Below are 10,725 nucleotides of genomic sequence, written 5' to 3'. Positions count from 1 at the left end.
CAGTGTGCCCGGTTACTTGCCCGAGACTTTTCTGACGCCGTGGCCGGCCGCCGCCGGCATCGCCGGCCGGCGGCGCGGGACGCTCGCCCGCTTGAGCGGGAACTGCAGCAGCTTCGACGTCGGGAGCGCGCTCGCGTGACGCGCGGGCTGCGCGGCGGCGGCCCGCTCGGCGCGGTAGCGGCGCCGCACGAGGTAGACGGGGCGCTGTTTCGATTCGTGATAGATGCGGCCGAGGTATTCGCCGATCACGCCGATGCCGATCAGCTGGATGCCGCCCATGAACAGCACGACGGAAATCAGTGACGCGTAGCCGTGCACCGGGTTGCCGAACAGCAGCGTGCGCAGGACGATGAACGCGCCGTACACGAGCGCGAGCATCGCGAACGCGACGCCGAGATAGGTCCACACCCGCAGCGGCACCGTGCTGAAGCTCGTGATGCCTTCGAGCGCGAAGTTCCAGCGCCGCCAGCCGGAGAATTTCGAGTGGCCGCCGCTGCGCGGCGCGCGCGCGTATTCGACGATCGCGGTGCGGAAGCCGACCCACGCGAACAGCCCCTTCATGAAGCGCCGCCGCTCGGGCAGCGCGCGCAGCGCGTCGACCACCTCGCGGTCCATCAGGCGGAAGTCGCCGACGTTCTCCGGCATCTCCACTTCGGACAGCGCATTGTGCACGCGATAGTAGAGCGCGGCCGCCGCGCGCTGCATGAACGGGTCGCACATCCGGTCGGTGCGCTTCGCGGCGACCACCTCGGCGCCGGCGCGCCAGTGCTCGATCATCGCGGGGATCAGCGCGGGCGGGTCCTGCAGGTCGGCGTCGATCAGGATCACCGCGGCGCCGGCCGCTTCGTCGAGGCCGGCGGTGAGCGCGGCTTCCTTGCCGAAGCGGCGCGTCAGATCGATCACGCGCATGCGCGGGTCGCCGGCCCCCACCGCGATCAGCCGGTCGAGCGTGCGATCGCGGCTGCCGTCGTTGATGCAAACGATTTCAAAGCGCACCGTGTCGACCGATTCGAGTATGGGCAGCGTTTCGGCAAAGAACGCGTCGATCGCTTCCTCTTCGTCGTGAAACGGCACGACGAGCGATACCAGCGGTTTTCTGGCGTGCGTGGACATGCGTCCCCCCGAGAGATCCGGCGTGCGCGGCATCGTGCGAACCCGTGGTCGTCCGCCGGACGGGCCCGCCCCGGTCCGGCGCGTATTCTGGTTCCGGCCATTGTACGCAGGAATCGGCGATTCGTAACATGGATGCAGGGGGGCGCGCGGCGGGCCGTTTCACCCGTGGAAACCCGGTTCGCCGGCGGCCGGCGAGCCGGGTGCGCGGGCGCTGCGATGGGGTTTTCGACGGCGCAGGAGGGCGCGATGCAAGTCCAGGATTTGAGCGGCGCGCCGTTGGACTATTGGGTGGCGGTGGCCGAAGGGCTCGGCGCGCCGCGCGTCGCCGATGGCATATGCCGGGCGATCTGCGGCGCGGGCGGCGTGCCGGTGCCGTTTGCGCCGTCGTCGTCGTGGGCGGACGGCGGCCCGCTCGTCGAACGCCTGCCGGGCGCGGCGCGTGGCGGGCGGTGCTGCACCGCGCGGTGCCGTCGGCGGGCGAGCGCTGCACGTTCAACCAGTCGGGCCCGACGCTGCTGGTCGCGGCGATGCGCACGCGCGTCGCCGCGGCGTTCGGCGACGACGTGCCGGATCTCGACATGACGAAAGCGCCGTGAGCGTGCATGAGCATTGGCGCGCGACCGGCGCGCCGTGGATCGCGGAATCGGTTCCGCCCGTCACTCAACCCGCGACACGGCCCGCAGGAACGCGCGCACCGCAGGCGCCTTCTCGAAGCGCCGGCACGCGAGCGCGAGTTCGGACGTGATCGGCTTGCCCGCGAGCGGCCGGTAGGCGACGCCCGGCAGCGACACGCACTGCGCGAGCACGTCGGGGATCACGGCCACGCAGCCGTTCACCGACACGCAGGCCAGCACCGCGAGCAGCCCGCCCGGCCGCGCGGCGACCACCGGCGCGAAACGGCCGCGCCGCGCGACTTCGAGCGTGCCGAGCTCCTGCTCGGGCACCGCGAAGCGGGCGCCGGCGAGCTCGGCGGCCTTCACGGTCTCCCGCGCGGCCAGCGGCGAGTCGGCCGGGACGGCCGCGATGAACACGTCGCGCTGCAGCGTGACGGTGCGCAGCTCGCCGGGCAGCGGCAGCGGCGGCCGGACATAGGCGATGTCGAGCCGGCCCGCGTCGATCTGCTTCGCGACGTCGTCCATCGGCACCTCGCGCAGGTTGAGCTCGATGCGCGGATGGGCGGCGCGAAACGCGCCGACCGTGCGCTGCAGCGCGCCCGAATAGACGGCCGACGACACGTAGCCGACCTCGATCCGGCCCAGCTCGCCGCGCTCGGCCAGCGCGGCGAGTTCGCGGCCGCGCTGCAGGTGCTCGAACGCGGCGCTCGCCTCGACGAGATACGCCTCGCCCGCGGCGCTCAGCGTGACCGCGCGCCGCGACCGGTGAAACAGCCGCACGCCGAGCAGCCGCTCGGCTTCCTGGATCTGCCGCGTGAGCGCGGGCGGCGCCATGTCGAGTTCGTCGGCCGCGCGGGCGAAGTGGAGATGGCGCGCGACGCTGAGGAACGCGCGCACATGGCGGAATTCGAGCCGGTCCATGATTGCAAAAATCGTCAATAAAACAGCGTGGAAGGTTCAATGACAGGCAATACCGGGCAAGCCTAGCATAGGGCTCGTTCATCCTGTTCCGGAGTTGCAGATGTCCCAGCCTTCCCCGGCGCCGCATGCGGGAGACCCCGCAGCCGCGCCGTCCACCGGCGCCCGCATGCCGGCCGTCGCGACGCTCGTCGTCGCCTCCGCCACCTGTTCGCTGATCGTGCTCGACACCAACGTCGTGGCCGTGTCGCTGCCGAGCATCGCGCGCAGCTTCCATGCGAGCTTCGCCGACATCGAATGGGTCGTCAGCGCGTACATGACCGCGTTCGCCGCGTGCCTGCTGCCGGCCGGCGGGCTCGCCGACCGCTTCGGCCGCAAGCGGATGCTGGCGGCGGGCCTCGCGATCTTCTTCGTCGCGTCGCTCGGTTGCGGGCTCGCGCCGTCGGCCGGCTGGCTGATCGCCGCGCGCGCGGTGAAGGGCGGCGGCGCGGCGCTGCTGCTCACGGCCGCGCTCGCGGTGATCGCGAACCGCTTTCCGGAAGGGCGCGCGCGCACCCGCGCGTGGGCGATCTGGGGGATGTGCATGGGCGTCGCGACCGCGATCGCGCCGCTCGTCGGCGGTGCGATCACGCAGTGGATCGGCTGGCGCTGGGTGTTCCTGCTCAACCTGCCGGTGTGCGTGCTGCTCGGCGTGGGCGCGCGCGTCGCGATCGACGAATCGCGCGATCCGCACGCGAAGCGCGTCGACGCCGTCGGCAGCCTGCTGTTCGGCGCGGCGCTCGCCTGCGGCATCGCCGCGCTGATCGGCGCGCCGTCGCACGGCTGGCTGTCGGCGGCGACGCTCGGCCGTTTCGCGCTCGCCGCCGCGCTGTTCGCGGGCTTCGTCGGCGCGGAGCGCTGGCAGGCGCGGCCGATGATCGACCTCGCGCTGTTCCGCGCGCCGCGCTTCGTCGGCGCGGTGCTCGCGATGTTCGGCTACGCGGCGTGCGCGCAGGTGATGATGACGTTCCTGCCGCTCTATCTGCAGAACGCGTTCGGCATGTCGGCGATCGACGCGGGGCTCGGCATGCTGCCGTTCGCGTTCGCGATGATCGTCGGGCCGTCGTTCGGCGCGATGCTGGCGGCGCGCGTGTCGCCGGGCGGCGTGCTGGCGGGCGGGCTTGCGCTGATCGGCGCCGGCAACCTGCTGACCGCGGCGCTGACGGCGAGCGGCGACTACCGGCTGGTCGCGCTCGGGATGTTCGTGACGGGCTGCGGCGCGGGCATCATGAACGGCGACACGCAGAAGGCGATCATGGCGTGCGTGCCGCCGCACCGCACCGGCATGGCGTCCGGGATCAGCACGACGACGCGGTTTTCCGCGATCGTGACGGCGGTGGGCGTGCTCGGCGCCGTCCTGGCCGCGCGCACGCACGCGCAGCTCGACCACCTGCTCGCGGCGACGCCGGGTTTGCGCGCGAGCGTCGATGCGCCGTTCATGTCGAGCCTGCTGGCCGGCGATCTCGCGCGGGCGCTCGCCCGCGTGCCGCCGCATGCGGCGCGCGTGCTCGGCGACGCCGCGCCGGCGGCGTTCGCGAGCGGGTTCGCGGATGCGCTGCTCGTGAGCGGGGGGCTGGCGCTCGTCGGGGCGCTCGTCGTGAAGACGTTGCTTGCGCAACCGCGGCCGAGCGGCGTATCGGCGACGTGAAGCGGAAGCAGGCGGCGCGTGGTGAACGAACCGGGCAGGCCGTCGTCGGCAGGTCAATGCGGCTTCGTCGCGCCGCGATGCGCCCGCGCGGAATGCGCGACGGCGGCCGGCCGAGCCTGCCCGCAGCGCGACCCGTGCCGCCGGCCGCTGCCGCGCGCCGGTTCGGGCAATCCCGCGGCGGGCGATCCCGCGGCAGGCGATCCCGCGGCGGGCGATCCCGCGGCAGGCGATCCCGCGGTGGGCGATCCTGCGGCGGACGACCCCGCGGCGGACGACCCCGCAGCGGGCGATCCCGTGGCAGGCGATCCCGCGGCAGGCGATCCCGCGGCGGGCGATCCCGCGGCGGGCGATCCCGTGGCGGGCGATCCCGTGGCGGGCGATCCCGCAGCGGGCGATCCCGTGGCGGGCGACCCCGCGGCAGGCGATCCCGCAGCAGGCGTCGCCGCCTTCACCGCCGCACCGCCCGGACGCGCGGCGTCCGCGTCGAGCCAGCCGCGCGTCGCCTCGGCGATCAGCCCGCGCAGCCAGCGCACGCCATCGACGCACGGCCCGGCTTCGTTCCACGTCATCCGGTAGACGATGTCGGGCGGCTCCGCCGGCAGCGCGACCACGCCGAGCGGCAGCAGCTTCGCGTAGTGCCGCGCGAGCCGGACGGTGGTCGTCAGGATCAGGTCCGAGCGCACCAGCGCATGCGCGGCGAGCTCGAAGTGCGGCAGCGTGACGGCGATGCGGCGCTGCAGGCCGACGCGTTCGAGCTGCCGATCGATCGCGCCGGACGCTTCGAGCCACGATGGCGTCGGGCACAGCTGCGGCGCCTGCGCGTATTCGGCGGCGGTGATCCTGCCGCGCTTCGCGACCGGGTGCGCGGCGCACATCAGGCAGACCACGCGATCGTCGAACAGGTCGTCCTGGCGGAATCGCGACGTGCGCGCGGCGCGGTTGTCGATCACGATGTCGAGTTCGCCGTCGGCGAGCGCGCGTTCGGTGTCGAAGCCGTCCCCGAGCGGATGGAATTCGAGCGTCGCGTGCGGCGCGCGTGCGCGGAACAGCGCGACGAGCTTCGGCACGAACAGCACGTTCAGGTAGTCGGGGCAGCCGATCCGGTAGGCGCGCACCGATGTGCGCGCGTCGAAGGTCGGCTGCTGGATGCGGATGAAGTCGATCACGCGCAGCGCATTGCGCAGCGGGTCGATCAGCCGCGCGCCGAACTCGGTCGGCACCATCCCGTAGCGGCTGCGCACCAGCAGCGGATCGCCGAGCAGCGTGCGCAGCCGCTTCAGCGCGGCGCTCGTCGCCGGCTGCGACATGTTGAGCCGCACCGCCGCGCGCGACACGGTTCGCTCGGTCAGCAGCACCAGCAGGATCCGCATCAGGCGCGCATCGAGCACGTCCAGCACGTCGGCGGCGTCGTGCGGGTGTCCTGCGTCGCCTGCGTCGGGCGGGGCGGGCATGGCGGGCAGGCTTTCGGGCGAGGGTTATCCGAGCGCGCCCGCCAGCACGAAGCTGACCGCCGCGAACACGAGGATGTTGGCCGGCAGGCCCCGGAAGTTGCCGACGCGCACCGTCCTCGCGCTCGGCGACGGGCGCGCGAAGTCGCAGAAGTTCAGCACCAGCGTGCCGTAGATCGCGAGCCACAGCGCGCCGCCCGCGAACACCTGCAGCCGCAGGCTGAGCGCGGGGTCGCGCGCGGCCGCGTCGCCCCGATGCACTGCGTCGTCCGCCGCGAGCCCGAGGCCCGCGCGGTGAGTGGCTTCCAGTTGCACGCCGATGTCTCCTTCCATGTAGGGGCGCGGGCATGCCGCTTCTGTGCGCAGCTTCGGCCCGGGCGCCGTGGACGTTATGTGTCGGATTCCTTCGCGAGTATGTGTGGCGTCCGGGGCAATGGGAAATTAAATATTCGGGTGAGCGTCATTCGGGAAATGAATGGGGCGAGATCGTCGCGCGGGCGTGGCACGGAACCTGCTGATCGGGGGGCGAAGTTCCTTCGACACGGGAGGTGTCATGCAACGTCAATCACTACGCAACGTATGGCGCGCGCTCGCCGTCGGCCTTCTGGTGGCCGGCGTCGCGGCAGGCACGGGATGCTCGAAGCGGAGCGACAGCGACTCGGGCTCGAGCGCATCGAGCAGCAGCATGGCGCCTTCGCCGTCCACCGTGCCGGGCACCGCGCCGGCCAGCAGCGCGGCGGGCGCGACGAGCGGCGGCATGGGGGCGCCGGGGGCCGCATCCGCGCCGGGCGCGAGCGGCGGCTAGCCGGTCAGTTCGACACGATATCGGGCGTCATCCGTCGCCCGGTGTCGTGTCGTGTGCGCAAAAAATTTCAAAGGTCGTGCAGAAATCGACCGCCGGCGCGGGCCGTCGACGCGCGCCGGGGCGTGTGCGATCAGGCGGCCAGTCGTCGCGGCACGCAGCTTGCGACCTCGTGGCCGTAACCGGCGAACGCCGGATCGACGAATGGAGGTCACGATGAGCGCGAGTCAGTGGCGGGCAGGGCGCCCGGGGCTGAAACGCCGCGCGGCGATGCGACCGGGCGCGGCGATTGCCGTCGCGGCCGTCGCGTTCCTCGTGGTCGTGCCCGGCGCGTCGGCCGCGGGCGACACGGGCGACGCGACCGACGCGGACGCATCTTCGCTGGTGGCGATGATCGGCACGGAGATTCACGACGCGACGATCACGACCAAGGCGAAGGCGGCAATGTTCGGCAGGGAGGATCTGTCGTCCGGCGACATCCACGTGACGACGCGGCACGGCGACGTGCTGCTGACCGGCAGTGTGCCCGACGAGCAGCAGCACATCGCGGCCGTCAGGATCGTGAAGCAGATCGACGGCGTGCAGCACGTGCGCGACGAACTCTCGATCCGCGCGAAGTGATCGCGGCGGACAGCGGTGCGCGCACCGCGCACTGCGCAATGTGGTCGGCCTGCTGCTGCACATGCGCCGATCGCGGATATGGCGCGCCGGCGTCGGCGTCGAAGGCGTCGGGCCGGCTGTCGCCGAAGCGTCAGGAGGTATCCGATGAGAACCGGCATCTGGACGTGCGCGGCGATCGCCGCCGCGCTGGGTGTGGCAGCGACCACGCCTGCACAAACGCCTGACGCGCCGCCCGCGTCGAACACGCGTGCGCCGCGCGGCGTGATCGAGCCGCCGCCCGTGCCCGACGACGCGCAGATGTCCAAGCGTCCGCAAGGCATCGATGCGGAGTTCGTCGACAAGGCGGGGCTCGCCGGCAAGAGCGAGATGCAGGCGAGCCAGCTCGCGCTGGAGAAGGCGTCGTCGCCCGACGTGCGCGCGTTCGCGAAGCGGATGGTCGACGATCACGGCAAGGTGAGCGCGCGGCTGCGCGGGCTCGGCGTACGCAAGGGCCTGCCGGTGCAGACCGTGCAGATCGTCGATCCGGACGTCGAGGCGCTGCGCCGCCGTGCCGGCCGCGATTTCGACGCGGCGTATCTGGCCGTGGCCGGACCCGAAGCGCATCGCAAGGCGATCCGGGTGTTCGAGGACGAGGCGCGCAACGGCCACGACGCCGATCTGCGCGCCTTCGCGAACGACACGCTGCCGCTTCTCAGGCAGCACCTCGCGGCGGCGCAGGCACTGGCGCGCAAGCTCGGTGCGCCAGGCGCGCCGTGATGTGCGCGCCGATGTGCCGATGTGTGGATGTGTCGATGTGCTGATGTGCTGATGTGCTGATGTGCCGATGCGCCGATGCGCCGATGCGCCGATGCGCCGATGCGCCGATGCGCCGATGTGTCGATGCGCCGATGCGCCGATGCACCGATGCACCGATGTGCCGATGTGCCGATGCGCCGATGCGACGATGCGACGATGCGACGATGCGACGATGTGTCGATGTGTCGATGTGTCGATGTGCCGATGCGACGATGCGACGATGTGTCGATGTGCCGGTGTGCCGATGTGCCGATGTGCCGGTGCGCCGATGTGCCGATGTGCCGATGCGCCGATGTGCCGATGCGTCGATGCGTCGATGCGCCGATGTGCCGATGTGTCGATGCGCTGATGCGCTGATGCGCCTACGGGCCGACGCACCGGCGCACCGACGACCCAACCCGCTGCTCAGTCGCGCTCCGTGCCGCGCTCCGGGCCGTCCGGCGACGCCTCGTGCGGCGGCGCATCCATCTCCGAGTCGTAGTCGTCGTCCATGTTCCAGTCGGGCGCGCTGTCGTCCGCATGCGACAGGGCGGCCCACTGCGCATCGGCCGTCTCCGGCCAATGATCCTGGTCGAATCCCGGCGCATCGCGGATCCGCGCGGCCGGCACCGCCAGGCGCAGGCACCGTTGCCGCGTGTCGAGCGTGAACGCGCTCCACGGAATCGCGAGCAGCTTGTCGCCGATGCCGAGCGTGCCGCCGCTCGCCAGCACCGCATACGCGATGCGGCCCGAATGCACGTCGAGCATGATGTCCTTGATCCGGCCGACGTCGTCGCCGTCGGCTGCATAGACCCGGTCGCCCGTCAGCGTGCCGGTGGCCATCACGTCGGGGCCGGGGCCGCGCGCGGTGTCGCGCTCCTTGCGGATGATGCGGGTGCGGTCGGGGGCGGGTGTCTGCATGATCGTGCTCCTGATGGGGCGCGCACGCGGCCCGCACGGGGCGGCGTGCGCGCGGATGAGGGGCGGGCCGGCGCGTTTACTTCGGCTTCGGTTGCGACACGCGTTCGAGCGTGTTCGCGACTTCCTCGCGCGATGCGCCGTCTGCGCGCGTCGCGATATCGGCGAGCGTCAGCATGCCCACCAGCCGCCGGTCGTGATCGATCACCGGCATGCGGCGCAGCTGCGCGGCGGCCATGTATGCCTGGATTTCGTCGAGCGCGTCGTCGTCGAAGCAGAATTCGAGCGGCCCCGATGCGACTTCGCGCACCCGCGTTTCGGGCGGCTTGCCGGTGGAGATCGCACGCACCGCGAGATCGCGGTCCGTCACCATGCCCACCAGCCGGTTGTGGTCGCACACCGGCAACGCGCCGATGTCGTAGCGCGCCATCAACTGCGCGGCATGGCGGATCGTGTCGGTCGGCGCCACGCGCACGACGTCCCGCGACATGATTTCGTCGACGCGATGCATGAGCGTCTCCTTGCAGATCGATGAAGGGAGCCGGCGCGCGCCGGCCGCGGCTACAGTCCGCCGTGCGGAATGCCGAGCGCGGTCAGCAGGCCGAGCACCAGCGCGCATTCGACCGCCGCCAGCGCGGTCACTTCGAGCGCGCCTTCCACTTCGCGCCATCGCGCGGGCTTGCGATTCGTCACGGGCTTGGGATTCGTCTGAGACATTTTCTTCTCCTGCAGAGTCGGTGCATGGTCGGCCCCGGGCATGCCCGATGTGCCATGCGGCATGCCCTCGTCTCCGCAATGTGTATTCCCGACCCTGCGTGTGTATGCGGTTTGGCGTTTGGCCGGAGTGCCGGAGCCTCGGAGCCTCGGAGCCTCGGAGCCCCGGTACGCCGGTACGCCGGTACGCCGGTACGCCGAAGCCCCGGAGCCCCGGAGCAGCACGCGATCGCGCAGCGAAACGCAGCATGAAAAATATGCCGCGGCCGGTGTAGCAATTGCACACCGGCCGAGCGGCACGCCGATTGCGAACCGGCGGCATGCGTAACGACATGAGGGGGCGCAGATGGAACAGGTGCTTGCGAGGTGGTTGCACCGGCCCGAGCCGACGATGCCCGACATCGATTCGGACGACCCCGATCCGCTCGACGACGACCTGCCGCCCGATCCGACCCGGCCGTACCGGTATCCGGAAGGCGATCGGCCCGGCCACCCGCCGCCGCGGCGCGAACCGCCCGGCGGCAAGCCGCCGGTGCATGCGGCGCGCGCGCCGCGTGCCGGCGCGATGACGTGCCGAGGCGGCTGGCGATGAGCATCCGCGTGGTGCCGGGCCTGCGGCGCGAGATTGCCGAGACGCTCGGCCGCTACTTCGAGGCGCGCGGGGTGCCGTTTCATGTCGAGGAGCGGCCTGCCGGCGTGCTGCATGTCGGCTTTCGGGCCGACGGCCATCCGGCCGCGGTTACCGTGACGTTCGACGAGGACGCGTTCGACGCGTTCGCGCACTGGGATATCGCGCAGCAGCGGCGCGCGCTGGCGCGACTCGAGACGGAATTCGCCGAGATGATGGCGCGGCGCAGCCCGACCGCCTGCGCGGGGGATTTCCATATCAACCGGTTCTGACCGTGCGCCCGCGCCGGCCGCGGGCCACCGCGCGCACGGCGCGTGCCGCGTAGCGCCGGTTGCGCGGGTCAGACTTGCCGCGCGGTTGTAAAAAGGACAGGGTCCGATGCGCCGCGCGGCGTGCGAACCGCACCGCCCGTCGTTGTGCCGCACGGCGCGCGGATGGCGTGGAAGTTGCGTGCGAGTGGTGGGCCCGTATCACCGACCACCGAGGAG

At 71.9% G+C, this 10,725-nt stretch carries 12 protein-coding genes and 2 pseudogenes; 6 read left to right on the top strand and 8 right to left on the bottom strand.

The genetic code is table 11. The annotated features are described in order from the left end of the window. Positions 1-12 precede the first annotated feature (12 nt). Positions 13-1,113, bottom strand: coding sequence for a glycosyltransferase family 2 protein (locus tag HWY45_RS00840; protein ID WP_059884234.1), 1,101 nt, complete (start codon positions 1,111-1,113; stop codon positions 13-15). Positions 1,114-1,359: 246 nt separating this feature from the next. On the opposite strand from HWY45_RS00840, the pseudogene HWY45_RS00835 reads away from it, so the two are divergent. Beyond that, positions 1,360-1,709: pseudogene (locus tag HWY45_RS00835) on the top strand (phage protein NinX family protein). 60 nt (positions 1,710-1,769) lie between these two features. Here the strand turns inward: HWY45_RS00835 and HWY45_RS00830 are convergent. After that, entirely contained in the window at positions 1,770-2,648 is an 879-nt protein-coding gene (locus tag HWY45_RS00830) for a LysR family transcriptional regulator (protein WP_059808356.1), read from the bottom strand. 100 nt (positions 2,649-2,748) lie between these two features. Here HWY45_RS00830 and HWY45_RS00825 point away from each other — a divergent pair, with 100 nt between their 5' ends. Then, positions 2,749-4,332, top strand: coding sequence for an MFS transporter (locus HWY45_RS00825; RefSeq protein ID WP_059884233.1), 1,584 nt, complete (start codon positions 2,749-2,751; stop codon positions 4,330-4,332). Positions 4,333-4,721: 389 nt separating this feature from the next. Here HWY45_RS00825 and HWY45_RS00820 read toward each other — a convergent pair. The 3 genes and pseudogenes from HWY45_RS00820 to HWY45_RS00810 all read right to left on the bottom strand — a co-directional run. Next, positions 4,722-5,783 (bottom strand): annotated as a pseudogene (locus HWY45_RS00820) (LysR family transcriptional regulator); the annotation flags it as partial. A 24-nt stretch (positions 5,784-5,807) separates the two neighbouring features. Continuing rightward, entirely contained in the window at positions 5,808-6,113 is a 306-nt protein-coding gene (locus tag HWY45_RS36675; RefSeq protein WP_059884232.1) for a hypothetical protein, read from the bottom strand. Between the two features lie 228 nt (positions 6,114-6,341). After that, positions 6,342-6,539 carry a hypothetical protein gene (locus tag HWY45_RS00810; RefSeq protein WP_059563587.1) on the bottom strand — a complete coding sequence of 66 codons (198 nt, stop codon included), beginning with the start codon at positions 6,537-6,539 and terminating at the stop codon, positions 6,342-6,344. 259 nt (positions 6,540-6,798) lie between these two features. Between HWY45_RS00810 and HWY45_RS00805 the strand changes: the two genes are divergently transcribed. Together HWY45_RS00805 and HWY45_RS00800 are read left to right on the top strand one after the other, a co-directional pair. Next, the gene (locus HWY45_RS00805; protein ID WP_059884485.1) at positions 6,799-7,203 is read left to right on the top strand and encodes a BON domain-containing protein; all 405 of its coding nucleotides are present in this window, start codon (positions 6,799-6,801) and stop codon (positions 7,201-7,203) included. 144 nt (positions 7,204-7,347) lie between these two features. Next, positions 7,348-7,959, top strand: a complete 612-nt coding sequence (locus HWY45_RS00800; protein WP_059884231.1) for a DUF4142 domain-containing protein — start codon at positions 7,348-7,350, stop codon at positions 7,957-7,959. A gap of 444 nt (positions 7,960-8,403) precedes the next feature. Here HWY45_RS00800 and HWY45_RS00795 read toward each other — a convergent pair whose 3' ends face one another. The 3 genes from HWY45_RS00795 to HWY45_RS00785 form a co-directional block, all read right to left on the bottom strand. After that, complete coding sequence (locus tag HWY45_RS00795) at positions 8,404-8,898, bottom strand: PRC-barrel domain-containing protein (protein ID WP_059884230.1); 495 nt, start codon at positions 8,896-8,898, stop codon at positions 8,404-8,406. Positions 8,899-8,974: 76 nt separating this feature from the next. Further along, entirely contained in the window at positions 8,975-9,406 is a 432-nt protein-coding gene (locus HWY45_RS00790) for a CBS domain-containing protein (protein ID WP_059563590.1), read from the bottom strand. Positions 9,407-9,456: 50 nt separating this feature from the next. After that, the gene (locus HWY45_RS00785) at positions 9,457-9,612 is read right to left on the bottom strand and encodes a hypothetical protein (protein ID WP_167361398.1); all 156 of its coding nucleotides are present in this window, start codon (positions 9,610-9,612) and stop codon (positions 9,457-9,459) included. Between the two features lie 388 nt (positions 9,613-10,000). Between HWY45_RS00785 and HWY45_RS00780 the strand changes: the two genes are divergently transcribed. Together HWY45_RS00780 and HWY45_RS00775 are read left to right on the top strand one after the other, a co-directional pair. After that, complete coding sequence (locus HWY45_RS00780) at positions 10,001-10,201, top strand: hypothetical protein (RefSeq protein ID WP_230946920.1); 201 nt, start codon at positions 10,001-10,003, stop codon at positions 10,199-10,201. Then, positions 10,198-10,509, top strand: coding sequence for a hypothetical protein (locus HWY45_RS00775; protein ID WP_059884227.1), 312 nt, complete (start codon positions 10,198-10,200; stop codon positions 10,507-10,509). Before HWY45_RS00780 ends, HWY45_RS00775 begins: the two co-directional genes overlap by 4 nt. Positions 10,510-10,725 lie beyond the last annotated feature (216 nt).

It is taken from the genome of Burkholderia stagnalis (assembly GCF_902830275.1).
GTDB lineage: Bacteria > Pseudomonadota > Gammaproteobacteria > Burkholderiales > Burkholderiaceae > Burkholderia > Burkholderia stagnalis.
The sequence above is the reverse complement of the archived record's forward strand: the minus strand, read 5'-3'. Positions and strand labels throughout refer to the sequence as shown.

Excerpts from the sequence above, each read along its gene's own strand:
- HWY45_RS00840 (WP_059884234.1), bottom strand. The coding sequence starts at position 1,113 with ATGTCCACGCACGCCAGAAAACCGCTGGTATCGCTCGTCGTGCCGTTT.
- HWY45_RS00830 (WP_059808356.1), bottom strand. The coding sequence starts at position 2,648 with ATGGACCGGCTCGAATTCCGCCATGTGCGCGCGTTCCTCAGCGTCGCG.
- HWY45_RS00785 (WP_167361398.1), bottom strand. The coding sequence starts at position 9,612 with ATGTCTCAGACGAATCCCAAGCCCGTGACGAATCGCAAGCCCGCGCGA.
- HWY45_RS00790 (WP_059563590.1), bottom strand. The coding sequence starts at position 9,406 with ATGCATCGCGTCGACGAAATCATGTCGCGGGACGTCGTGCGCGTGGCG.
- HWY45_RS00810 (WP_059563587.1), bottom strand. The coding sequence starts at position 6,539 with ATGCCGCCGCTCGTCGCGCCCGCCGCGCTGCTGGCCGGCGCGGTGCCC.
- HWY45_RS00825 (WP_059884233.1), top strand. The coding sequence starts at position 2,749 with ATGTCCCAGCCTTCCCCGGCGCCGCATGCGGGAGACCCCGCAGCCGCG.
- HWY45_RS00795 (WP_059884230.1), bottom strand. The coding sequence starts at position 8,898 with ATGCAGACACCCGCCCCCGACCGCACCCGCATCATCCGCAAGGAGCGC.
- HWY45_RS00805 (WP_059884485.1), top strand. The coding sequence starts at position 6,799 with ATGAGCGCGAGTCAGTGGCGGGCAGGGCGCCCGGGGCTGAAACGCCGC.
- HWY45_RS00780 (WP_230946920.1), top strand. The coding sequence starts at position 10,001 with ATGCCCGACATCGATTCGGACGACCCCGATCCGCTCGACGACGACCTG.
- HWY45_RS00800 (WP_059884231.1), top strand. The coding sequence starts at position 7,348 with ATGAGAACCGGCATCTGGACGTGCGCGGCGATCGCCGCCGCGCTGGGT.
- HWY45_RS36675 (WP_059884232.1), bottom strand. The coding sequence starts at position 6,113 with ATGGAAGGAGACATCGGCGTGCAACTGGAAGCCACTCACCGCGCGGGC.
- HWY45_RS00775 (WP_059884227.1), top strand. The coding sequence starts at position 10,198 with ATGAGCATCCGCGTGGTGCCGGGCCTGCGGCGCGAGATTGCCGAGACG.